This window comes from Methylorubrum sp. POS3 (genome assembly GCF_043352485.1).
GTDB classification, from domain to species: Bacteria; Pseudomonadota; Alphaproteobacteria; order Rhizobiales; family Beijerinckiaceae; genus Methylobacterium; species Methylobacterium suomiense.
The window spans coordinates 2,740,279-2,763,222 of sequence record NZ_JAPRBT010000001.1; the positions used below are offsets into that span (position 1 = coordinate 2,740,279).

General features: G+C 68.8%; 24 protein-coding genes, 1 tRNA gene and 1 riboswitch. Of the genes, 9 read left to right on the forward strand and 16 right to left on the reverse strand.

What is annotated here, in order from left to right; genetic code table 11:
* Positions 1-239: 239 nt before the first annotated feature.
* The 4 genes from OWC43_RS12805 to OWC43_RS12820 all read left to right on the forward strand — a co-directional run bounded on the left by OWC43_RS12805 (position 240) and on the right by OWC43_RS12820 (position 4,148).
* Complete coding sequence (locus OWC43_RS12805; protein WP_342148120.1) at positions 240-1,463, forward strand: molybdopterin-dependent oxidoreductase; 1,224 nt, start codon at positions 240-242, stop codon at positions 1,461-1,463.
* Between the two features lie 11 nt (positions 1,464-1,474).
* Positions 1,475-1,813, forward strand: coding sequence for a cytochrome c (locus OWC43_RS12810; RefSeq protein ID WP_342148121.1), 339 nt, complete (start codon positions 1,475-1,477; stop codon positions 1,811-1,813).
* A 186-nt stretch (positions 1,814-1,999) separates the two neighbouring features.
* A complete protein-coding gene (locus OWC43_RS12815; RefSeq protein WP_342148123.1) occupies positions 2,000-2,983 on the forward strand; it encodes a beta-propeller fold lactonase family protein in 984 nt (327 codons plus the stop codon).
* Between the two features lie 79 nt (positions 2,984-3,062).
* Entirely contained in the window at positions 3,063-4,148 is a 1,086-nt protein-coding gene (locus OWC43_RS12820; RefSeq protein ID WP_342148125.1) for a molybdopterin-dependent oxidoreductase, read from the forward strand.
* A 3-nt stretch (positions 4,149-4,151) separates the two neighbouring features.
* Here the strand turns inward: OWC43_RS12820 and OWC43_RS12825 are convergent, their stop codons facing one another.
* The 4 genes from OWC43_RS12825 to OWC43_RS12840 are packed head-to-tail and all read right to left on the reverse strand — an operon-like array spanning position 4,152 to position 6,766.
* Entirely contained in the window at positions 4,152-4,523 is a 372-nt protein-coding gene (locus OWC43_RS12825) for a DUF202 domain-containing protein (protein WP_342148126.1), read from the reverse strand.
* Positions 4,520-5,410 carry a LysR family transcriptional regulator gene (locus OWC43_RS12830; protein ID WP_342148127.1) on the reverse strand — a complete coding sequence of 297 codons (891 nt, stop codon included), beginning with the start codon at positions 5,408-5,410 and terminating at the stop codon, positions 4,520-4,522. Before OWC43_RS12830 ends, OWC43_RS12825 begins: the two co-directional genes overlap by 4 nt.
* A 52-nt stretch (positions 5,411-5,462) precedes the next feature.
* On the reverse strand, positions 5,463-6,260 hold the full coding sequence (locus tag OWC43_RS12835; RefSeq protein ID WP_342148128.1) for an anti-sigma factor: 798 nt from the start codon (positions 6,258-6,260) through the stop codon (positions 5,463-5,465).
* Positions 6,257-6,766, reverse strand: coding sequence for a sigma-70 family RNA polymerase sigma factor (locus tag OWC43_RS12840; protein WP_342148129.1), 510 nt, complete (start codon positions 6,764-6,766; stop codon positions 6,257-6,259). Before OWC43_RS12840 ends, OWC43_RS12835 begins: the two co-directional genes overlap by 4 nt.
* 197 nt (positions 6,767-6,963) lie before the next feature.
* Here OWC43_RS12840 and OWC43_RS12845 point away from each other — a divergent pair, with 197 nt between their 5' ends.
* Together OWC43_RS12845 and OWC43_RS12850 are read left to right on the forward strand one after the other, a co-directional pair.
* Positions 6,964-7,362: a DUF305 domain-containing protein gene (locus OWC43_RS12845; RefSeq protein ID WP_342148130.1), complete on the forward strand. Its 399-nt coding sequence runs from the start codon at positions 6,964-6,966 to the stop codon at positions 7,360-7,362.
* A 49-nt stretch (positions 7,363-7,411) separates the two neighbouring features.
* The gene (locus tag OWC43_RS12850; protein ID WP_342148131.1) at positions 7,412-8,851 is read left to right on the forward strand and encodes a YncE family protein; all 1,440 of its coding nucleotides are present in this window, start codon (positions 7,412-7,414) and stop codon (positions 8,849-8,851) included.
* Between the two features lie 58 nt (positions 8,852-8,909).
* Here the strand turns inward: OWC43_RS12850 and OWC43_RS12855 are convergent, their stop codons facing one another.
* The 10 genes from OWC43_RS12855 to OWC43_RS12900 all read right to left on the reverse strand — a co-directional run bounded on the left by OWC43_RS12855 (position 8,910) and on the right by OWC43_RS12900 (position 16,607).
* Positions 8,910-9,347: an EamA family transporter gene (locus tag OWC43_RS12855; protein WP_393956952.1), complete on the reverse strand. Its 438-nt coding sequence runs from the start codon at positions 9,345-9,347 to the stop codon at positions 8,910-8,912.
* The gene (locus OWC43_RS12860) at positions 9,344-9,778 is read right to left on the reverse strand and encodes a DUF190 domain-containing protein (protein WP_342148133.1); all 435 of its coding nucleotides are present in this window, start codon (positions 9,776-9,778) and stop codon (positions 9,344-9,346) included. The genes OWC43_RS12855 and OWC43_RS12860 overlap by 4 nt, the downstream gene beginning before the upstream one ends.
* A 9-nt stretch (positions 9,779-9,787) precedes the next feature.
* Positions 9,788-11,173 carry a voltage-gated chloride channel family protein gene (locus OWC43_RS12865; RefSeq protein WP_342148134.1) on the reverse strand — a complete coding sequence of 462 codons (1,386 nt, stop codon included), beginning with the start codon at positions 11,171-11,173 and terminating at the stop codon, positions 9,788-9,790.
* Between the two features lie 23 nt (positions 11,174-11,196).
* Positions 11,197-11,270: riboswitch (Fluoride riboswitch) on the reverse strand.
* An 82-nt stretch (positions 11,271-11,352) separates the two neighbouring features.
* Entirely contained in the window at positions 11,353-11,679 is a 327-nt protein-coding gene (locus OWC43_RS12870; RefSeq protein ID WP_342148135.1) for a cytochrome c, read from the reverse strand.
* 13 nt (positions 11,680-11,692) lie between these two features.
* A complete protein-coding gene (locus tag OWC43_RS12875) occupies positions 11,693-12,904 on the reverse strand; it encodes a molybdopterin-dependent oxidoreductase (protein ID WP_342148136.1) in 1,212 nt (403 codons plus the stop codon).
* 122 nt (positions 12,905-13,026) lie between these two features.
* A complete protein-coding gene (locus tag OWC43_RS12880) occupies positions 13,027-13,743 on the reverse strand; it encodes an anti-sigma factor (RefSeq protein ID WP_342148137.1) in 717 nt (238 codons plus the stop codon).
* Positions 13,743-14,231: an RNA polymerase sigma factor gene (locus OWC43_RS12885; RefSeq protein ID WP_393956953.1), complete on the reverse strand. Its 489-nt coding sequence runs from the start codon at positions 14,229-14,231 to the stop codon at positions 13,743-13,745. Before OWC43_RS12885 ends, OWC43_RS12880 begins: the two co-directional genes overlap by 1 nt.
* Positions 14,232-14,487: 256 nt before the next feature.
* Positions 14,488-15,783, reverse strand: a complete 1,296-nt coding sequence (locus tag OWC43_RS12890; protein ID WP_342148139.1) for an arsenic transporter — start codon at positions 15,781-15,783, stop codon at positions 14,488-14,490.
* 34 nt (positions 15,784-15,817) lie between these two features.
* Complete coding sequence (gene arsC / locus OWC43_RS12895) at positions 15,818-16,255, reverse strand: arsenate reductase (glutaredoxin) (RefSeq protein ID WP_342148140.1); 438 nt, start codon at positions 16,253-16,255, stop codon at positions 15,818-15,820.
* Positions 16,248-16,607, reverse strand: coding sequence for a metalloregulator ArsR/SmtB family transcription factor (locus OWC43_RS12900; protein ID WP_342148141.1), 360 nt, complete (start codon positions 16,605-16,607; stop codon positions 16,248-16,250). Before OWC43_RS12900 ends, arsC begins: the two co-directional genes overlap by 8 nt.
* Before the next feature lie 50 nt (positions 16,608-16,657).
* Here OWC43_RS12900 and arsH point away from each other — a divergent pair, with 50 nt between their 5' ends.
* Positions 16,658-17,404, forward strand: coding sequence for an arsenical resistance protein ArsH (gene arsH / locus OWC43_RS12905; protein ID WP_342148143.1), 747 nt, complete (start codon positions 16,658-16,660; stop codon positions 17,402-17,404).
* Positions 17,405-17,629: 225 nt separating this feature from the next.
* Here the strand turns inward: arsH and OWC43_RS12910 are convergent, their stop codons facing one another.
* The gene (locus OWC43_RS12910; protein WP_393956954.1) at positions 17,630-19,858 is read right to left on the reverse strand and encodes a tyrosine-type recombinase/integrase; all 2,229 of its coding nucleotides are present in this window, start codon (positions 19,856-19,858) and stop codon (positions 17,630-17,632) included.
* Positions 19,859-20,179: 321 nt separating this feature from the next.
* Positions 20,180-20,254 (reverse strand) — tRNA-Gln (locus OWC43_RS12915).
* 101 nt (positions 20,255-20,355) lie between these two features.
* Between OWC43_RS12915 and OWC43_RS12920 the strand changes: the two genes are divergently transcribed.
* Positions 20,356-21,099, forward strand: a complete 744-nt coding sequence (locus OWC43_RS12920; RefSeq protein WP_238308287.1) for an SDR family oxidoreductase — start codon at positions 20,356-20,358, stop codon at positions 21,097-21,099.
* A gap of 120 nt (positions 21,100-21,219) precedes the next feature.
* Positions 21,220-22,839, forward strand: coding sequence for a peptide chain release factor 3 (locus OWC43_RS12925; protein ID WP_393956955.1), 1,620 nt, complete (start codon positions 21,220-21,222; stop codon positions 22,837-22,839).
* Positions 22,840-22,944 lie beyond the last annotated feature (105 nt).

The window sequence follows — 22,944 nt, forward strand, 5'->3', positions numbered from 1 at the left end:
GGAAATCTTCGGATGATCGCAATGGGAGATCGTTGAGATCTCGAACGATCATTGGATGGAATAATCGTCTCGCCGCAGCATCTCCTGCACGGGGGAACACCTTTCCGCCGGGAAGCCCTGAATCGACGACACGGGTTTCCGGCGGCGAGACCGGACCGTTCCGACCGACGCCAAGGCCGTCGACACCGAGATCCGGCGACTGGCCAACGCGGCCCAACAAACGAGTCTGGGAAGACATCATGCGCCATCTGCACGAACCGTTTAATCGCCGCCTCGTCCTGGGTGGCCTCGGCCTCGGTAGCCTCGCCGCGGCGATGCCGGCTTGGGCCGCGGGCTCGGTAAAGCTTCCGCTCCCCGGCGGCCCGGACGAGCGGGCGCTGACCACGGCCTTTCCTGGCAAGGGCGAGATGATCCTCCAGCGCACCCATCCGCCGCTGTTGGAGACGCCGTTCTCGGTGTTCGACGAGGGCGTGTTCACCCCCAACGACCGCTTCTACGTGCGCTGGCACTGGGCCTCGATCCCGACCGAGGTCGATGCTGGTACCTTTCGGCTAAAGGTCCACGGCCATGTCGAGAAGGAGCTCTCCCTCTCCCTCGACGCCATCGCCGGTCTGCCGCGCTTCGAGATCGCCGCGGTGAACCAGTGCTCGGGCAATTCGCGTGGGCTGTTCGAGCCGCGGGTGCCCGGCGCGCAATGGGCCAACGGCTCGATGGGCAATGCCCGCTGGACCGGCGTGCGCCTTAAAGATGTGCTCGCAAAGGCCGGGGTGAAGGCCGGTGCCGTGCAGGTGCGCTTCAACGGCCTCGACGCACCGGTGGTCGACGAGGCGCCGGACTTCAAGAAATCGCTCGATCTCGACCACGCCAACAATGGTGAGGTGATGATCGCCTACGCGATGAATGGTGAGCAATTGCCGCTTCTCAACGGCTTCCCGCTCCGCCTCGTGGTGCCGGGCTGGTACTCGACCTACTGGATCAAGATGCTGTCCGACATCGAGGTCTTGGACAAGCCCGACGAGCAATACTGGATGAAGACCGCCTACCGCATCCCGGACGTGCCGGGCGCCAACATCAAGCCCGGCCAGACCGGCTTCAAGACGGTGCCGATCAACAGGATGGTGCCGCGCTCGTTTGTCACCAACCTGCAGGACGGCGCCACAGTGGCGGCCGGAACGCCGGTGGCCATCCGCGGCATCGCCTTCGGCGGCGATTGCGGGGTGAAGACGGTCGAGTTCTCCGGAGACGGCGGAGCGACGTGGTTTCCGGCGCAGCTCGGCGCGGACGAGGGCCCCTACAGTTTCCGCCGCTTCGACGGCAGCCTGCCGGCGCTGGCCGCCGGGACCCACACGGTGAGGGTCCGCTGCACCAACGCCAACGGCGTCGCGCAACCGATGGACCGCGTCTGGAACGGTGCCGGATTCATGCAGAACGGCATCGAGACCGTATCTCTCCAGGCCGCTTGAGGAGACCAGCCATGATTGACATCCGCCCTGCGGCCTTGATCGCCGCGCTCATACTGTCGCCCCTGGTGGCGCTCGCCGCCCCGGCTCCCGAGCCGATGCGATTCACCTCGCAGTCGATCGAGATGCCGACTTCCGACCGAATCTTTCCGGATGGGCCGGGGGCGGAGGCGGTCAACAACAACTGCCTCGCCTGCCACTCGGCCGGGATGGTGCTGACCCAGCCCAAGCTCACGAAGGCGCAGTGGACCGAGACCGTGAACAAGATGCTCCACGTCTACAAGGCGCCGGTCGATCAGGCCGACGTGCAGACCATCGTCGATTACCTCACGGCGCTGAAGCCCACACCCTGAGCCCCCTGAACCCCGAGGCCGTCGCACTTTTTTCGCCGGCCTCGGGGAATAGACCACCCTCGCTGGCATCTCCTTGAGGCGATGTACGGCCGGACCGGTCCCGCACTACGCAAACCGACTACGAACCCGCCCTCACGGCCGGCCCCTGGCTGCCGAACGAGCGCGCATGCCCGAAAGACACGCTTCATGACCCAAATCCGCACCAGCCTGCGTGCCCTCCTTGCGGGAGCCGCCTTGCTCCTCGTCCAGGGCCAGCCCGGGTTCGCCGCCGGCTTCGACGGCGCGATCAAGAACAACGCGCTGGCCCTGAACGCCGCCGGCACGGTCGCCGCAGTGTCGAACAGCGAGGAAAGCGCCGTCATCGTCTACGACGTCGCCAAGGGCACGGTGCTGCGCCGCCTCGACGGCTTCGTGACGCCGCGCAACATCGTGTTCGCACCGGACGGCGCCCGCTTCTACGTCTCCGACAGCGGCACCGGCCGGATCACGATCTACGAGACCGCCACCGGCAAGGAGGCCGGCGTTCTCGCCGCCGGCCCCGGGGCCTTCGGCACGGTGCTCTCGGCCGACGGAACCAAGCTCTACGTCAACAACGAAGCCGCGAGCACGCTGACCGTGTTCGACACCAAGACCCTGCTGGCAGACGCCGTGATCCCCGGCTTTTCGCAGCCGCGCCAGGGCGTGAAGCTGTCTCCGGACGGCAAGACCGTGTTCGTGACGAACTTCCTCGGCGACAAGATCACGTTGGTCGACACCGTCACCAACAAGATCACCGGCGAGATCGCCGGGTTCGACAAGCTGCGGGCCATCTCGATCACCAAGGACGGCAGGACGTTGTTTGCTGCCAACAGCGGCCGCAATACCATCGGCGTGGTCGACGTCGCCGCCCGCAAGGTCACCTCCGAGGTGGCGGTGGGCAAGGATCCCTACGGGGCCGCGCTGACACCGGACGGGCGCTTCGTCTATTCGGGCAACCTCAAGGACAATTCGCTTTCGGTGATCGACACCGGCACGCTCAAGGTCGTCGGCACTGTGACCGGCCTGAACGAGCCGCGCCAGGCGATCGCGTTCTCCGCCGACAACGCCCACGCCTACGTCCTCAACCGCGACCTCAGCGTCGCCGTGGTGGATCGCGCCAAGAACGCGGTGGTCTCGACGATGAAGCCGTGACCGATCGCGCGTCGGGTGCCTTACCGGCTCCCGGCGCGTTCTCATCGACGACACGTCACGAACGCAGGACAAAGACCCCATGCTCGGCCTGTTCCAGCGCAAGGACCGCCTCATCGTCCACGGCGAGGCGCCCTACAACGCCGAGCCACCGCTCGATCGTCTGCGCGCGGCCTTCCTCACCGATCAGGCCGACTTCTACGTCCGCAGCCACGGCGACATCCCGGACCTCGACGCCGACAGCTACCGCTTGACCGTCGACGGGATGGTCGCCATGCCGCTCGATCTCTCCCTCGCCGACCTCAAGACGCGCTTCGCCCACGTGACCGTCACGGCGGTGATGCAATGCGCCGGCAACCGCCGGGCCGACATGCTGGCGGTGGCCCCGGTCTCCGGCGACCCGTGGGCGCCCGGCGCCATCGGCAACGCGGAATGGACCGGGGTGCGCCTCGCCGATGTCCTGCGCGCGGCCGGGATCGATGCGGTGGATGAGCGCCACGTCGCCTTCGAGAGCCACGACCGGATCGCGGACACGGACACGCGCTTCGGTGCCTCGATCCCGCGCGCTAAGGCGCTGGCCCCCGAGACGCTGCTTGCCTTCGCGATGAACGGCGAACCGCTCGCCCCCGAGCACGGCCATCCGTTGCGCGTGGTGGTGCCGGGATTTGCCGGCATCCGCAGCCCGAAATGGCTCGCCCGCATCACGGTGCAGGACCGGCCCTCCGACAACCCGATGCAGGCCGACGACTACAAGCTGTTTCCGCCCGACGTGACGGCCGAGACCGCCGACCCCGCCCACGGCATCACCATCGAGGCGATGCCGCTGAACAGCGCGATCTGCGAGCCCGCCCGCGGCGCGTGCCTGGCGGTCGGCCGGCACGCGATCCGCGGCTACGCCATCGCCAGCGACCGCGCGGTCGCCCGCGTCGACGTCTCGACGGATGGCGGCCGTAGCTGGGCGCAGGCCCGGATCGAGCGCGATGCCGACGCGCCCTACGCCTGGACGTTCTGGGAGATCGAGCGCGAGTTGACAACGGGCGAGCACGAACTCGCAGTGCGGGCTTGGGATTCCGCCGGCCAGACCCAGCCGGCCGCCCCCGACGATACCTGGAACTACAAGGGCTACCTCAGCGCCGCCTGGCACCGGGTGCGGGTGACTGTAGCTTGACCCTCACGCCCAGAGCAGGGCGGTGGCCGCGAGGCCCGAGATCGCGATCAGCAGGGCTGCGATTCCGATGGTGAGGAGGCGCGGCATCATCGGGATCTCGGCATGGGCGAGTCGCGCCCGGATCGCCCGGTCCCGCCACACGGCGCCGGCGAACGAGGCGAGCGCGCAGGCGATCAGCGTCAGCGACAGCACCTTCAGCGGCCAGACCGCCAGCACTTCCCGCAGGAAGCGCTGCGCGGCAAGGCCGACGCCGAGGAAGGCGAGCCCGGTGCGAAGCCACGCGACGAAGGTGCGCTCGGCCGCCAGCACGGTCCGGTCCTCGGCGAGCCTCACCCGCGGGTCGTCGGGGGGCACGGGTTTCGCGGGCTCGCTCATTTGATGTTCGCCGTCGCGATAAGGTCGAGAAGTGCGTCGGCGGCCCGGCTGCGGTAGCGCTCCTTGTGGCGCAGCACCCGGAACGGCCGGCTCGGTAAGTCGAACGCCGCCCGCACCAGGGTTCCGGCCCGAAGCGCGGCGGCTACCACGGTCTCGGACAGTACGGCGGCCCCGCCTCCGGCCTCGACGGCAGCGCGGACCGCCTCGTTAGAGGGCAGTTCAAGCGTGACCCGAAGCTGGGCGGCTGAGAGGCCAGCCGTGCCCAGGGCCGCCTCAAAGGCCGAGCGGGTTCCCGATCCCGCCTCGCGCAGCACCCAATCGACCCCGGCGAGGTTTTCGGGTTCGAGTTCGGTCGCCCCGGCGAAGGGATGGCCGGGGGCGACCACGAGGACCAGTTGGTCATGCGCTATGGTCGTGCTTGCGAGCGTCGGGTCGTCCAGTGCCCCCTCGACAAACCCGAGTTCGGCCTGCCCCGCGCGCACCGCGTCGGCGGCGTCGGTGGTGTTGCCCACTGCCAACCTTATAGCGATCTCAGGGTAGGCCCGGCGGAAGGCGACGAGGTGGCGTGGCACCCAGTCGCTGGCGATGGTCTGGCTAGCGTAGAGGGCCAGCGTCCCGCGCCGCATGCCGCTGAGGTCGGCGAGCACCAGTTCGGCGGCTTCCGCCCGGGCGAGCACCGCGCGGGCCTCAACGAGGAACACGCGCCCCGCCTCGGTCAGCTCGATCCCGCGGCCGATCCGGTGAAAGAGTTTCGTCGCGTGCCGACCCTCAATGTTGGCGATCGCCGTGCTGACCGCCGACTGGACGAGGTTCAGCGCCTCGGCCGCCCGGGTGACGTGCTGGCGCTCGGCGACCGCCACGAAGATGCGCAACTGGTCGAGTGTCATAGCGTCTCGGGCTCGGCGGGGGCCGTGGTACGGCAGGGTTCGGACACGAGCGTCACCGCGCGCCCGCGCGCTTGCCCGAGACCTGCGCATCGACCGCCTCGGCGACCCGGAGCAGCCGCGCCTCGTCCGTGCGGGCGGTCACCACGTAGGACATCCCAGCATCGATCCACGAGAAGGCGGCGACGTCGTCGGCGCGGGCGTAGCGGAACACGCCGCGCCCGCCGGTCGGCCCGGCCCGGCTGTAGAGCGTCAGGCGGGTGCCCCGGTCGTCGTCGTACATCAGCATCGCCGCCGGCTCGTCTCCGGCGGGGAGCAGGCGACCGCCCATCAACCGGAAGCCCTGCGCCCGCAGGTCCGGCACGGTGACGGGCCGGCCCAGGCGCGCGCTGAGCCATCGCACGAGGTCGGTCGAGCCGTCGGCGCGGACCTCGACCGGATGGGCGGCCTCGACCACGTAGGTGCGGAAGGCGGAGACGGCCGCCTGCGTCATTGGTTCGGCTGGAGTGCCCGCGCTCGGCACGGCGCCGCGCCCGACCCACCCGGCCGCGCCGCCGAGGGTGAGCAGGAGCGCCGCTGCCGCGGCGTTCGGCCACCAGCGCAGGATGGGCCTCCTGCGCGGACCCGCGAGGTTCGCGATGCGCAGGCGGGCGGGGATCGGCTCGTCCGCCACGGGCGCGAGGCGCGCCCGCAGCCGGTCCCGCATCGCCCGGTCGGCAGCAACCCGGGCGGCCGCCTCCGGGTGCGCGGCCAGCCACGCCTCGACGCGGGCGCAGCGACCCGGATCGAGCCGTCCGTCCACAAAGGCGTGCAGGTCGTCCTCGCCGACGGGACGCGGGTCGGACGCGGTCATTTCACCCTCCGCAGATGCCCGGTGACGATCGTGGGGGCCTGATCGAGGAAAGCGCGCATCCGGCCGCGGGCCCGGCTGAGGCGCGACATCACGGTGCCGATGGGGACCGCGAGCACGGCGGCGACCTCGGCATAGGACATGTCCTCGACCGCGACGAGGAGCAGGACGGACCGCTGTTCCTCGGGAAGTGCGGCGATCCCGTCGAGCACGTCCCGCGCCCCCAGGGCCGCCTCGGGATCGACCCCGGCCTCCGCGATCTCCATCAGCGCCTCGGGGCCGACCTCGATGCCCCGGCGGCGCCGGATGCCTTCGAGGTAGCGGTTGCGCAGGATGGCGAACAGCCACGCCCGCAGATCGCCCTCGCGGCGTTGCGGCCAGGCGCGGATGGCCCGTTCCAGCGTGTCCTGAACGAGGTCGTCGGCCGCCTCGCGCTGTCGCAGCAGCGCGGTCGCGTAGCGCCGCAAGGCCGGAATCTGCGGTTCGATCAGGACGGCGAGGTCGTCCAAGGGCGGTCTCCGGATCACGGCGACGGCACGCGCGCGCCGCCGTTCGGAACAGAGATGCCGGAAGCAGCCGAACTATTCCAAGCCTCGCCCCGGCCAATCGATCACGCATCGGTGATCGGCTTGTCGGGAGCGGCCGGGAATATCCCCGGCCCGGCCGGCATCTCTCCCCGCGTGACCTCGACACTGCGGGAGAGACCATGCGCGGAGCACCGACGGCGATCCTCATCACCCTACTCACGGCCGGAGGCGTCCTGGGCGGCGGGATGATGATGCGCGCCGGGCATGCGGAGACCGCCCCCGGCGGCTTCGAAGCGATGATGGCCCGATCGATGGCGCGAATGCACGCCGACATGGCGGTGGCGCCGTCCGGCGACCCCGACCGGGACTTCGCCGCCATGATGATCCCGCACCATCAGGGCGCGATCGAGATGGCGAAGGCCGAACTCGCCTACGGCCGCGACCCGGTCCTGCGTCGGCTCGCGCAGGGCATCATCGTCGAGCAGGCGCAGGAGATCGAGGTCATGCGCCGCGCCCTCGCCGAGCGACCGGTTGCGCAGACCCCGCCGACGCAGCCGCCGGCCCATCACCGTCACTGAGCGGATCGCCGCCCACCGTCCCGACCATCAGCGCGAAGAGACCTTCACGATGCGACACCTCATTCCGGCGACCCTGCTGCTCGCCCTCCTCGGCGGGACCTCGCTTGCGGGTCAGGCGCCGGGGCCCGCCTCGGCGCCAGACGTGCCCGTCAGCCCCCGCGACCGCTTCTACACCTCGGACCAGTTCTCCAACACGGTCTCGGTGATCGATCCCGCCGCCAACACGCTCCTCGGCGTGATCCGCCTCGGCGACACGACGCCCGCGAACCTGAGCCCGCTCTATCGCGGCCAACTCCTCGTCCACGGCATGGGCTTCTCGCCCGACCGCAAGACCCTGCTCGCCGTCTCGATCGGCTCGAACTCGGTCAGTTTCATCGACACCGCCACCAACACGGTGCGCCGCACGACCTATGTCGGACGCTCGCCGCACGAGGCGTTCTTCACGCCGGACGGGCGGGAGGTCTGGGTCAGCGTGCGCGGCGAGGACTACGTCGCGATCCTCGACGCGGGGACCGGCAAGGAGACGGGTCGGATCACGGTGCCGAACGGGCCCGGCATGACGATCTTCTCGCCCGACGGGCGTTACGGCTACGTCTGCTCCAGCTTCAGCCCCGAGACGGTCGCCATCGACGTGAAGAGCCGCGAGATCGTCGGGCGGATCAAGCAGGAGAGCCCGTTCTGCCCCGACATCGCGGCGACGCCCGACGGCAAGCAGGTTTGGTTCACCCTCAAGGACGTCGGCCGCGTCCAGGTGTTCGAGGCCACGCCGCCGTTCAAGGCGCTCAAGACCATCGAGACGGGACCGATCACCAACCACGTCAACATCGCGCGCACGAAGGCCGGGCAGTTCGCCTACGTGACGGTCGGCGGCCTGAACCAGGTGAAGGTGTTCCGCACCGACGACTTCTCGCAGGTCGCGACGATTCCCACCGGCGCGCTCCCGCACGGCCTCTGGCCCTCAGGCGACGGTTCGCGGATCTATGTCGGCCTGGAGAACGCCGATGCGGTCGCGGTGATCGACACCGGCAGCAACGCGGTGATCGCCACGATCCCGATCGGCCAAGGGCCGCAGGGGGTGGCCTACGTCCCGGACGCGGTGCCGGAGGGGGCCGGCGCGCCGAACCTCCAGCCGCTGGGCGCGGCGGGCCAGTCGAGCACGCTGACGCTGGCCGGGCCGGACGGCAAGGCGGCCACGCAGGTCACGCTGTTCGACCAGGGGGTGCTGCAGACCCTGCAGGCGGCGGTGACGGACCTCACACCGAAGAAGCCCTACGTGCTGGCCCTCTCGGCCGATCCGAAGGGCGCCGGGCCGCTGGAGCCGCTGGCCGCCTTCATGACGAACCCGGCGGGCGCGGCCATCGTCAACGCCGTGGGCCCGATCAGGCAGGTGACGCAGAACGCCGATGCGGCTGCGCGGCGCAGCCTCGTCATCGTCGAGGGCAAGCCTGGCGAGACCGGCGCCACGGTCCAGACCCAGGCACCGCACTGACGCGCGTGGGGGGCGGTCGCCGGACGGCCCCCTCGCGTCCTATCCCGATGGCTTGTCCTCACGCCCTGTAGGCGACCAGCACGGCGCCGGCGGCGATCAAGGCGATGCCCAACCAGTTTGGGGCAGCCAATCGCTCGCCCAGGAACATGACGCCGAACACCGCGACCAGCACGACGCTGAGCTTGTCCAGAGGTGCAACGCGGGCCGCATCGCCGAGCTTCAAGGCGCGGAAGTAGCAGAGCCACGAGCCGCCGGTGGCGAGCCCCGAGAGGACGAGGAACAGGTAGGTCTTCCGCGAAATCGACCCGAGCGGCTGCCATTGCCCGGTGGCGAGCAGAATCAGGCTGAGGACGCAGACGATCACGACCGTGCGGATCAGCGTGGCGAAATCGGAATTGACCGCCTCGATCCCGATCCTGGCGAAGATCGCCGTCAAGGCCGCGAATGCGGCGGAGAGCAGTGCCCAGATCTGCCAGGATGCCAGAAGGGCCTTCATGGCTCGAGCCCCGCCACGTCCTGAGGGGCATTGGCCTGCGTGATCCCGGTAGGCCCGACGCACCAGTGTTCCAGAGGCTTGTAGACGACGATCTTGTCGGTCAACAGATCGCCCTGTTGACGGCAGAATTGTTCGAGTTGGGCGCGCCGGCCGATCAACTCGACGCAGATGGTGAGCTGAGGATCGGAAAGCTCCGAACCGTCTTCTCGGATCGGCCCGTGGTCGCTGAATCCGTACTGAGCCGGGTGGGCGACCGCGTTCATCAGGCCTGCGGTCTTGGCCCGCAGGATCAGTTCCCGGTAAAGGGGCTTTGCTCCCGTTCCGAGCTGCCAGAACGAGCGCCGCCCGCGCGATGCGGCCCTGTCCGCCCGTCTGACATAAACGCGCAGCATGCCGACCTCGGCCGGAATCACGGTGTGTGCCTGCGGCATCGGCTCTCCTCAGTCCTTCACGGGTGCGACGGTGCGACGGGAAGCGGTCCGGACCGTGCGGGCCTGCCGCAGGGTGGCGCCGAGGATCGACGCATCCTGGGTGGCGACCTTCGGAACGGCGATGCGCTGCGACAGGTAGATGCCGCTATGCCCGGAGCAGAGATAGGCCACGAAGCAGGCGATGGCGGTTGGGACGGCATGGGTGGCACCGAACAGCTCGATGCCCATCAGAGTGCAGGCGAGCGGCGTGTTGGCGGCCCCCGCGAAGACCGCAACGAAGCCGAGGCCCGCCATCAGGTCGATGGGTGCCCCCAGAAGCCCCGCGAGCGCGTTGCCGAGGGCCGCCCCGATGAAGAAGAGCGGTGTGACTTCGCCGCCCTTGAAGCCGGTGGCGAGGGTCACAGTGGTGAAGAGGATCTTGAGCGCCCAGCTCCAGGGATGCACGTCCGGCCCGAAAAAGCTCGCGATGATCAGGGCGTGCGGGTCGGGCGACCACACGCCCAACCCGAGATAGTCGCGGGTGCCGCACACGGAGACCAGGCCGATGACGGCGAGGCCCCCGACGACGGGCCTCAGCGGGGCGTAGGCGATGAGCCGCTTGCACCAGCCGCCGAGCCAGTGGTTCAGCTCCGCGAAGAGCAGGCCGGCAAGCCCGAAGGCGACGCCGGCGAGGGCCACCTTGGCCAGAAGCAGCGGCCCGGCCCCGTGCGCGCCCTCCGCGAGATCATCGATGCGGAACAGGCCATGATGGATGCCCCAGAGACGGCACGTCCAGTCGCCCACGACCGCCGCGATCAGGCAGGGGACGAGGGCTGCGTACTCGACGCGACCGATCGCCAGCACCTCCAGAGCGAAGACCGCACCGGCCAGCGGGGTGCCGAACACCGCACCGAACCCGGCCGCGATGCCGGCCATGAGCATGATCCGGGCGCTCTGGGCATCGAGGCGGAACAGCCGGACGCAGGCGCTCGCCAGGGAGCCACCGAGCTGGACGGCCGTGCCCTCGCGTCCGGCAGAGCCGCCGAACAGGTGCGTGACGACGGTACCGAGGAAGATGAGCGGGGCCATGCGCAGCGGCACGCCGCCGCCGGGCTCGTGGATCTGCTCGACAATGAGATTGTTGCCGCCCTCTACCGACCGGCCGAGCCGGTGGTAGAGCAGGCCAACGGCGAGGCCTCCGAGGGGCAGTCCGAGCAGCAGCCAAGGCTGGGCGAACCGCGCAGCAGTCGCGGCGTCGAGGCTCCACAGAAAGGCGGCGCAGAGCGTCCCGACCGCCGCGGCCATCGGCACGAGGGCGATCAGCCAGCGCACGACCGACAGGGCGTGGACCCGCCTGAGTCGCAGGAAGGCGATGAGGTCGAGCTGAGAGAGAAGATTCTGGAACGAGGCGCGCACGATTCCCCCTTGTTGCGAGATCGCAAAAGGTAGGAATCATCAGCCCGAGGGCGGTTCGGCCACGATGGCCCGGCAGAAATCCATTGCCGTGCTGGCGGTGTGTCAGCCGCGGAGTTGCCTGTCAAGCCACGCTCTCCGCGCGTGCGCACGCGCGGAGAGCGGACTGCCCGTGCAACGCTTCAGTACGTCTCCGCCAGATAGGCGGCGATGGCCTTGGTCTGCGCCTCGTCGATCGGCGCGTGGTAGACCTTGACCATCTTAGTCACCTCGGACTCCCAGAAGGCCACGCCTTTGCCGGGCGGCTGCATCGCGATGTAGTCCACCGAATGGCAGACGAGGCAGTTCGTCTGGGCCGCCTCGAAGCCTTCCGCGTGCGTGCCGGCCTTCGGCGCCCGCAGGGTCGCGGTCGGTTCGGGCACCTCGTAGGATTTCGGCGCGGCGAGCGCCGCGCCGGTCGCGAGGGCGAGGGCGAGGGCCGCCGCCAGGGCGAGGGTGATACGGGTCATCGTCGTCACTCCCTCAGGCCGCGCGCACGTGGGTGGTCTCGACCACGTTGCGCAGGTACCCGGCCGGGTTCCAGCGTGGCTCCATCGGCTGGCTCGCCCCGTCGTTGGCGGTTGCCCGCGCCCGGATCGCGTGCGCCCCCGGCGATAGCTCCGCGTCGAGGGTCCACGGCCGGAAGGCGTAGGGGCCGAGATCCTGCCCGAGCCGCGCCTCCATCCAGGTCTTGCCGTCGTCGGTCGAGACCGCCACCGCCTTGATCCCGGAGCCGCCGTCGAAGGCGATGCCGCGCAAGGGGGTGCGCCCGGCCTTCACCTCCGCCCCGTCGGTCAGGTTGGTCAGGAAGGAGCGCACCGTGAAGCGGTTGATCGGCACGGTCTTGTCCGCCGCCTTGCCGGGTTCGGTGCAGGCGCAGTCGTTGTCGGGGATGCGGTAGGCCTTTTGCATCCAGAAGCCGTCGAAGGGTTTGTCGAGCACGCTGATGCTCTCCAAATGCTTGACCCAGTAGGTGCCGTAGAAGCCCGGCACGACGAGGCGCAGGGGATAGCCGTTGAGCCAGGGCAGGTCCTGCCCGTTCATGCCCCAGGCCAGCATCACCTGCCCATCGCGGGCGTGGTCGAGCTTGAGCGACTTGGCGAAGTCCGGCGTCTCCGGGATCACCGGGCCGTCGAGGCCGGTAAAGGCGACCTCCACGGCGCCCGCCTTCACCCCGGCCTTGTCGAGCACGGCCTTCAGCGGCACGCCGGTCCAGCGGGCGCAGCCCATCGCCCCGTTGGCGAGCTGCCCCCCGGCCATGCGCGGTTCAAAGAAGCCGCGGGAATTGCCCGAGCACTGGTTGACCGCGACGATCTCGGTCGTCGGCATCGCCTTCAGGTCGGCGAGCGAGAGCGAGACCTCCCGCTCGACATGGCCCTTGATCGCGACGCGGTAGGTCTCGGGATCGATCTCGGTCGGGATGTCGGCGAGATGATAGCGCACGAAGAACGCGTCATTGGGCGTGATGGCGCCCTCGTCGAACACCGAGAACGGGGTCTCCAGCTGCGGCGGCCGCGCGGTCATCTGAAGCAGCGGGCGCTTGCCCGGATAGGCCGCCAGGGGCCGCTCGCCGTGGCCGAAGGGCAGCGTGGCGGTGTCGCCCGCGAGCGCCCGCAACGACGCGAAGCTGCTGCCGCCCAGGCCCGCCAGGGCGGTGAGGCCCGCCCGCCTGATGAGATCGCGTCTGTCGAGCATCCGATTCCTCCCCGATCCGCGCAAGGCTCCGGCGACCGGGCCCGCGACGTGCGGAGGAGGAGACGCACGTCGCCCCCGGTCTATTCGCGGCGGGTCGAAATAAATCCCGCGGCGCGCGCCGGTCAGCCGGTGCAGGGGCGCTCCGAGAGGCCGGTGGCCCGGTCCAGGGCGAGCCGCAGGCGGTCCGTCTTGTTCGGTTCGGTGAGCAGCACGGCTGCCTCGGCCAGCAGGGCGAACCGCTCGGTCGGCACCATCTCGGACAGGAGGACGTAGCGGCGCCCCTCGCTGTCCCAGCGCGCCATACGCAGGCCGCCGCTCCCTTGCGCGATCTCCAGACCGGCCTGTCCGCGCGACGGTCCGCTCCAGATGGCGAGCCGGCAGCCGTGACGCCCCTCGTAACCGGCGAGGCGACCGACCGAACCATCGTCCGGGGACAGGTAGACCAAGCGGAAGCCGGCCGCCCCGAGATCGAGGGGGAAGCCAGGGGGGCCGCCCGCGAGCCGTACGTCGTTCGCGGGTGAGCCCGCCGCGCTCCAGGCCGTGAAGGCTGCGCGCGCGGAGTCGGCCGGCGCGCGAGACGACAGGGCGAGCCAGCCGGTGCCGACGAGGACGACCAGGGCCGCGGCGCACGCCCATCCGATGTAGGCGCGGGCGATCGGCGCGCGCCGGGGCGGCACGGCCGCCGCCGTTACCCCTTGCTTCACCCCCTGCTTCAGCCGGGTCAGGGTCGCGACCCGCGCGGCCAGGATCGGGTCCCGGGCCAGCGTCTCCGCGACAGCGCGCCGGTCCTGCGCGTCGAGTTCCCCATCGACGTAGGCATTTAGGGTCTCCCAGCGCATCACCGCCCCTCGCTCCCATCGGACGGCCCGGCGATCCGGTGCAGCATGATCCGCCTCGCCCGGTGCAGACGGCTCATGACCGTGCCGACGGGAATGCCGAGCCGTTCGGCGGTTTCCCGGTAGCTTAGGCCCTCGACGTCCACGCAGGTCACGACCGTCCGGCAGGGCGCATCAAGGGCGGCGAAAGCCTGGCGCACGGCGATGGCCTCGATCAGGCGGTCGTCGAACCCTTCGTCGGGCCAATCCACGAGATCGTCCTCGCGCCGGGATCGGTTCCGGCGGATGCGGTCGATCCAGGCGTGGCGCACGATCCGGAACAGATAGGCGCGGGCCGCCCGTGGTTCGCTCGGCGTCGTCCCCGTCGAGAGCGCCTTGAGGGCGCTCTGCTGCATCAGGTCGCGCGCGGCGTCAGGCTCCCGCGTCAGTGTCAGGGCGTAGCGGAACAGGCGCGGCCACGCTTCGACGAGGTGCTGGCCGATGGATCGCATCCTGACGTATCGTCCCCCCGTGCTCCTTATCATAACGACGCATGAGGAGACAGCAGCGCCATCCGTGTCGATGATTTTGGATGGTGGGAGGCCTGATATTGCCGCAGGGCCACTCGAAGCGGTGCGCAACGTTCTGCCACGCTCTCAAACGTCGCCCGGTCATGTTTTACAGTGTGTGGCAGCCGAGCCTCCGCGCCGTAGAGCCGGCCGAAGGCGGAGATCACCGGCCAGCCGGCGGTTCTCGGGCGCGGGCGGGCTACCGAGCGCCGAGCAGCGGCAGCCAGGCCGCCAGCGCCAGCAGCGTGACCAGCAGCACGGGCGGGGTGATGACCAGCCCGACCTTCATGTACTGGCCCCAGGTGATCCTTTGGCCCTTGCTATCCAGGACGTGCAGCCAGAGCAGGGTGGCAAGGCTGCCGATGGGCGTGAACTTCGGACCGAGGTCGCACCCGATCACGTTGGCGTAGACCATCAGCTCGCGGGTCAGCGGCGACAGGTCCGGGGCCTGCTGGATCGAGAGCGCCCCGATCAGCACGCTCGGCATGTTGTTCATGACGGACGACAGGATCGCGGCGGCGAAACCGGTGCCGACGGTGGCGACCCACGGTCCATGCCCGGCAAGCCAGACCAGCCCCTTCGCCAGCTCGTCGGTCAGGCCGGCGCTCCGGAGGCCGTAGACCACCAGATACATGCCGAGGCTGAACAGGACGATCTGCCAGGGGGCGCCGGTCAGCACCTTGCGGATCGGGATGATCCCGCCTCGGTTCGCGAGCAGCAGGAGCACCGCAGCGCCGGCAAAGGTCACGACCGAGACCGGCACGCCGAACGGCGCGGTGACGAAGTAGGCAAGCAGCAGCACGCCGAGCAGCGGGAACGCCGCCCGGAACACCAGCGGGTCGCGGATCGCGTCGTTCGGGCGTTCGAGCGCATCCACGGGATAGGCCGCCGGCACGTCGCGCCGGAAGTAGGCCCACAGCACCAGCAGGGTCGCCGCCAGGGAGACGAGGTTCACCGGCACCATCACGGCCGCGTACCGGCCGAAGGTCACGTCGAAGAAGTTCGCCGAGACGATGTTGACGAGGTTGGAGATCACCAGCGGCAGGGAGGTGCTGTCCGCCACGAACCCGCAGGCGACGATGAAGGCCAGGGACGCCGCCGGCTCGAAGTCCAGCCGGAGCAGGATCGCCAGCACGATGGGGGTCAGCAACAGCGCGGCGCCGTCGTTGGCGAACACCGCCGCGATGGCCGCGCCGAGAAGGACAACGAGCGGGAACAGCCGCCGGCCCCGGCCACCGCCCCAGCGGGCGATGTGAAGCGCGGCCCAGTGGAAGAACCCGGCCTCGTCCAGCAGCAGCGAGATGATGATGAGCGCCACGAACGTGAAGGTGGCGTCCCAGACGATTTGCCAGACCACCGGGATGTCGCCCGGGTGGATCACGCCCGTGGCAAGGGCTATCCCCGCACCGGCCAGGGTGCTCCACCCGATCCCCAGGCCCTTGGGCTGCCAAATGACGAACACGAGGGTGACGAGAAAGATGGCGAGCGCGAGCATCCGAGCGTTTTCTTCTCGTTAATCGGCGTGAGGCTCAGGCGGCAACGACGCGGCGGCCATGCTCGTCCATTACCCGCTCGCCGTCCTCCCTGACGAACTCGCCCTGCTGCACTGGCAGGAGATCCAGCACGGCCTCGGACGGCCGGCACAGGCGCACGCCCTTCGGTGTGACGACGAGCGGGCGGTTGATGAGGATCGGGTGCGCCTCGATCGCATCGAGCAGTTGCGCGTCGGTCAGTGCCGGATCGCCGAGGTTCAGTTCGGCGAACGGGGTGCCCTTATCCCGCAGCACGTCGCGGACGCTCAGGCCGGCACGAAGCAGGAGTTGCACCAGCAGCGCCCGTGTCGGCGGGGTTTTGACGTACTCGACCACGTGCGGCTCGATGCCGGCGTTGCGGATCATCGCCAGGGTGTTGCGCGAGGTGCCGCATTCCGGGTTGTGGTAGATCACAACATCGAACGGCTCAGGCATGGGCGGTCTCTCCGGAAGGGGGGCAGCAGGTAGCCAGCGCAGCCATCGCCGGGGCGCAGACCTCCGGGCGGCCCTGGCAGCAGTCGCGCATGAGGAAGGCGATCAGGTCGGACAGCACCGGGTAGGCGGCGCTGTAGATGATCGAGCGGCCCTCGCGCCGTGAGGCGACCAGCCCGGCGTGGCTCAGTTCCTTGAGGTGATGGGACACGGTGGCGGCGGACACTCCGACCGCCTCAGCCAGCACGCCGGAGGCCAGCCCGTCCGGGCCGGCGCTCACGAGCGCCCGCACCAGGCGCAAGCGGTGTTCTTGAGCGAGGGCCGCGAACGCAGCGAGGGCTTGCGGTTCATCCATTTTCGATACAATATTCAAATTATTGCTTGAACGTACAAGAAAGTTGATCCTTGGACAAGCCCGCCCAGCCCTTCGCCGACGGCCTGCCGAACCTGAGCGTGGCGCATTTCGAGGTGCCGACCCGCGACCGCGTGCATTCGACCGCGCCGTTTACACATGCGCCGCGGATCCTGATCCTGTACGGCTCGCTGCGAGAGCGCTCGTTCAGCCGCTTCCTGGCCTACGAGGCCGCGCGCCTGCTGGAAGCCATGGGCGGCGAGGTGTGGATCTACGACGCGCACGGCCTGCCCCTGCCTGACGACAGCACCGCCGACCACCCGAAAGTGCAGGAACTGCGGGAGTTGTCGATCTGGTCCGAGGGGCAGGTCTGGGTCAGCCCCGAGCGGCACGGCAACATGACCGGGGTGATGAAGAGCCAGGTCGACTGGCTGCCCCTGTCAGAGGGCTCCGTCCGGCCGACCCAGGGACGAACCCTTGCCGTGATGCAGGTCTCGGGCGGCTCGCAGAGCTTCAACGCGGTGAATAGCCTACGCCTGCTCGGCCGCTGGATGCGGATGATCACCATCCCAAACCAGTCGTCGGTGCCGATGGCTTACAAGGAGTTCGACGACGCCGGTCGGATGAAGCCGGGGCCGCTCTACGAGCGCGTCGTGGACGTGTGCGAGGAGCTGATGAAGTTCACGCTCCTGACCCGCGAGCGGGCCGACTACCTGGTCAACCGCTACAGCGAGCGGAAGGAGCGCGCGCCAGAACGGTTGAATAGCATTGCTGCCGACGTGGGGTTCGCGAAGCGATAGATTGCCCGCTCCAATGCTCGCTCTGACGTTCCCGTGTAATGGTCTGAAGGCCCAATTAGGGTCGACGCCGGAAGGTTGCATACTTGCAGGTGTCGTCCGCTTCCGGGCAGTGCGCCGATGTCCGCTCATGGCGCAAATGAGAAACGCCAGCTGAGCTGCTTGAGCGCCCGCATCGGAGAAGCGGCGAGGGTCGGCTGTATGGATCGGGGCTTGCCGCATCAGGCTTCAAGTCGCGTGAAGCGACTTCTGGTCTGGCCGTGAACGGAATACCGTTGTCGGCGGAGACCGTCCCGATCCCGCGGCGTCGCCTTTACGCGCGGATGGATGCGTCGATGAAGAGGATGACGGGCGTCTTGACCGCCGTCGCCTCCCCATCACGCACTCCTTCGACGAGCCGTCCGTGATCACTGTTCCAAGAAGCGCCCAATCATACGTCCGTAGATCCCGCGTGACCTCGGGTATGGCCGCAATGGCCGTGAGCAAGTCTTCGGGTTTGAGCGTCTTCTTGTAGTTGCGCGAGTTCACCGTGGCGCCCTCATGGCCCAGCATCGACTCGCGGATCGGATCGAGCACCAAACGCCTGATCATCTCCGTATTGCCGAAATGCCGGAAGGAATGGAACGTCTTTCCCTCCTCCCGAGCCGACGGCACGGCTTCGTCCAGAACGACTGTCCAGCGCTTGTCGAACAGGTTCGACAGGGGTGTGTTCTCGCCAAGCTGTGCGATCTCCGAGAAAATCAGATCGTGTCGCCCGCCCGCTTTGGTCCGCACGAAATCCAGAAAGCCGAGGCGGATGAGCTCGGGATGGATCGGCAGCGTCCGGCGAGACACCGCATTCTTGAGACGCCGCCGGCGTGTCGGTTGGATCTTGAGCGTGCCCCGCTCCACGTCGATGTCGCCGAGTTCGAGATAGGCCAGCTCGGACAAGCGCGCGCAGGAGTAGTAGCCGAGAAGTGGCAGCCAGTAGACGGCTGCGAAGATCTGCTGCCTCCGCGCGATCCGCAGCATCTCCGGCTCCGAGGCCGTCGAGGTCCAAACGGGATGTGCGAACAGCTTCTCTACCTCGTGAGCTTCGAAGGCCGGTCGCTTCTCACCATCCCGCTCCGGGTCGATCAGCCGGAAGTCGCTCAGAAGTTCGACCTGCCCGATCGGGCGCTGCTTGGCGCGGCAGTACTTCGCGATCGTCGAGAGCTGCGTGATATGCCGGTTGACCGTCGCGGGGCTGAGCCCAACCTTCTCAGCCTGACCCGCGGCCCGCATCGTTCGTCCACGCTCAATGAGATCTGCGATCGATAGATCCGCATCGCGTGAACTCTTGCCGTAGGATTTGGGCAGGTTCGAGAGGTTCTGGACGTAGGCAGCGAGATGCGCGTGCGTGATCCGCCGCAGGTCGTCGGTCCCGGCGATGTCGCCCAGCATCCTGGCGACGGCCCGATGCTGCCGCTGGGTCTTCTCGTCCCAGGTGACACCTTTGTGGATGACGAGCTCTTCGACCATTGTCGTCAGGGAGTTCGTGATGGGCTCGGAGACGGCTTCCACGCCCGTGCTCGCATCGTCCTGAACTCGCTGTTCGTATTCAGTAGCGCAGTCGGCGGTGTCTTGAATGGCATCCTCGCCATCCAGCTCGGACCGCATATGCGATTGATCTGGAACCGCTTCTGGAGCGGCGGCCTCCGTGTCCGAAGGGTACGACGCAGGTGCTGGCGCAGCGGGCGGGTGCTTCCTAGCCGGTGCAGGACCCTCCTCGGGTACGGGATAGCGGGCAGATTCGGATAGGTGAGGGGGAGGACCGCCACCATCATCACTCGCGGTCTGCCGAAGTATCGGCGGAGCGTGGATCTCGAAGTCGCCCCATTCGAAGCTGTCGGCGCCATCGAAGTCGGACGAGGCCCAGCCTAGCTCGTCGCGTGGCATTTCGCCCCTGACGCGCATGGCAGAGAGATTGGCCCAGGCCTCACGCGGATCGCAACGGGCCTCGGCATAAGTTGCAGCGAACTCGCGCGAGACATGGCCGGAGACAGCCGCGAGGCCGCGTAGGCATCGGATCAGGCCCGCTTCGGTGACGGGCTCGTCCATGCTCATCAGCATCGCCTCGAGATAGGCGCGGGGCGGCGTGAGCCGCCCGGTCTCGTCCGGGCGTCCGAGATCGCGCAGGTAGCCATTCGTGATGCGTCGCCTGATCGCCCCGCGTTCCGTCAGGCTGAAGCCTTCCCGCTTTAGGCGAGCATCGAGTTCGCTGTCGTACCCGGCTTCGAAGCCTTCCTCGGCGGCCAGGGCCTGCAGGCGCCCGAAGATGCGGTATTCCCGGGCGCGTCTCTCCATCAGTGCGGGCCAGTCGCCGACGAGCGGATCACGCGGCGGATCGAGGTCGCGCTGCAGACGCGTCAACCGCGCGCCCCGCTCCCGGTCGACATACGCGCGCAGGTGGTCTCGGATCTGGCTGGTGGTGCGCATGGCGGGATCGTCCCGGACGCGGAGGCTTTCCGCGTTGAGCGCCCAGCCGAGTGTGCGCGCACTGGATGGGTCGGTCGTGCCCAGGCTCAGAGCGACCGTGGTGGAATTCCCCTTACCAGAGGCACCAAGCGGTCGCGTCCGCTCATCGCAACGGAATCGCCTACGCCACCAGTATACCGCACCGCGTCGGTACACGTTAGAACAAATCGTCAACGGCCTGCCCCTGTGGACAAGCGCGTGCAACAGCTCTGCGTACAATCGGCGCAGCCGCCAGAGCGGCCGAGCGCGGATCGCAATCAGATCAACGACTTAGCTGAGGCTTGGCTGGGGCGCCAGGATTCGAACCTGGGAATGGCGGTACCAAAAACCGCTGCCTTACCACTTGGCGACGCCCCATCGGCCTCGGGCCGTCGGTTCTCTAAACGGGCCGCGCGGGGCTGGCAACTGGGGAGGTGGAGCTGCGATAGGGGATCGAGAGGCGGCGAGGGGAGGGGCGGATGAGCGGCGGCGTGGCGCTGGTGACCGGGGCGGGGTCGGGGATCGGGCGGGCGGTGGCGCGGGGGCTGTCCGAGGCCGGTTGGCGTCTGGTGCTGGCCGGGCGGCGCGGGGCGGCGCTGGAGGCGGTGGCGGGGGACCTGCCGGGCGAGGTTTCGTGCGTGCCGACCGACGTGTCCGATCCGCAGGCGGTCGAGGCGCTGTTCGCGCGCATCGCCGAGCGATACGGGCGGATCGATCTGCTGTTCAACAATGCCGGCATCTTCACCCCCGCCGCGACGGTCGACGAGATTGCGGTCGAGGACTGGCTGCGGAGCGTGAACGTCAATCTCACCGGCGCCTTCCTCTGCTCCCGCGCGGCCTTCCGGATGATGCGGAGGCAGGATCCGCGCGGCGGGCGCATCATCAACAACGGCTCGATCTCGGCCAGCGTGCCGCGACCGATGTCGGCGCCCTATGCCGCCACCAAGCACGCGATCACCGGGCTCACCCGCGCCACCGCCCTCGATGGGCGTGCCTTCGACATCGCCTGCGGACAGATCGATATCGGCAATGCCGAGACCGAGATGACCCACAGCTTCGGCAGCGGCGCCCGGCAGGCCGATGGCACCATCCGGCCCGAGCCGTTCATGGAGGCGCGTCACGTTGCGGAGGCGGTCGTCTACATGGCGGGGCTGCCGCTCTCGGCCAACGTGCTGTTCATGACGGTGATGGCCACCGCCATGCCCTATGTCGGACGGGGTTGACGGCGACCGCCCGTTCGCCCCCCCGCATCGGCTTTGCGCCCGCGCCGCGGAACGCGTAGAGAAGCCCGATCCCGGATTCCTCGACACGAGTGGCCGCCCGCGGCGCGGCCGGTGCCCGCCATGCTGATGCAGACCGACCCCAAACCCGCCGACCCGAAGGCCGACCCGGTCGCGCGGCGGCGCACCTTCGCGATCATCTCGCACCCGGATGCGGGCAAGACCACGCTGACGGAGAAGCTCCTGCTCTTCGGGGGCGCGATCCAGCTCGCGGGCGAGGTGAAGGCCAAGCGCAATCGCGTCTCGACCCGCTCCGACTGGATGGGCATCGAGAAGGAGCGCGGCATCTCGGTGGTCACCTCGGTGATGACCTTCGAGTACGGCGATTGCGTCTTCAACCTGCTCGATACCCCGGGCCACGAGGACTTCTCGGAGGATACCTACCGGACGCTGACGGCGGTCGATTCGGCCGTGATGGTCATCGACGCCGCCAAGGGCATCGAGGCGCGCACGCGCAAGCTGTTCGAGGTATGCCGGCTGCGGGACATTCCGATCGTCACCTTCGTCAACAAGCTCGACCGCGAGGCGCGCGACCCGTTCGAGCTGCTCGACGAGATCGAGAAGACTCTGGCGCTCGACGTCGCCCCGGTGACGTGGCCGATCGGACTCGGGCGCAACTTCGCCGGCACCTACGAGCTCGGCGGCAACCGGGTGCGCCGCCTCGATGCGGCGGACGATGCCGGCACGATCCCGGTCTCCGGCGCCGACGATCCGCTCTTCGACGAGCTGCTCACGGAGGACGGCGCGGCCCAGGCTTGGCGCGACGAGGTGGAACTGGCCGAGGGCGGGCTCAAGACCTTCGATCTCGCGGCGTTTCGCGAGGGGCACCTGACACCGGTCTTCTTCGGCTCGGCCCTGCGCAACTTCGGCGTGCGCGACCTCATCGACGGTCTGAGCCGCTTCGCGCCCCCGCCCCGGGGCCAGGATGCCGACAAGCGCGCGGTCCAGCCGACCGAGCCGAAGATGACGGGCTTCGTGTTCAAGATCCAGGCGAACATGGACCCGAACCATCGCGACCGCATCGCCTTCATGCGCGTCTGCTCGGGGATGCTGCGGCGGGGCATGAAGGCGAAGCTCGTGCGCACCGGCAAGCCGATGTCGCTCTCGGCGCCGCAATTCTTCTTCGCCCAGGACCGGGCCATCGCCGACGAGGCCTATGCCGGCGACGTGGTCGGCATCCCCAATCACGGGACCCTGCGCATCGGCGATACGCTGACGGAGGGCGAGGAACTGGTGTTCCGCGGGGTGCCGAGCTTCGCCCCCGAGATCATGCGCCGGATCAAGCTCACCGACGCGATGAAGGCCAAGAAGCTGAAGGAGGCGCTGCAGCAGATGGGCGAGGAGGGCGTCGTCCAGGTCTTCGTGCCGCAGGACGGCTCACCGGCCATCGTCGGCGTGGTCGGCGCGCTCCAGCTCGACGTGCTGAAGGAGCGGCTTCAGGCGGAATACGGGCTCCCGATCGATTTCGAGACGAGCCGATTCTCGGTCTGCCGCTGGATCGAGTCGGATTCGGAGACCGAGATCGACAAGTTCGTCGATGCCCACGGCTCGTCCATGGCCTCGGACCTCGACGGCGCGCCGGTCTTCATGGCCACCACCGCCTTCTCCCTGCGCTACGAGGAGGAGCGCTGGGAGAAGATCCGGTTCACCGATGTGAAGGATTATCAGAAGCGGGCGGCGTGAGCGCCGCCCCCCTTCCAGCCATTCCCCTCATCCTGCGGAGCCCGCGCGCCGGGACCCTCAGAATGAGGGGGAGGGCTTGGACGAGCTGTCGCCCTCGGAAACGCT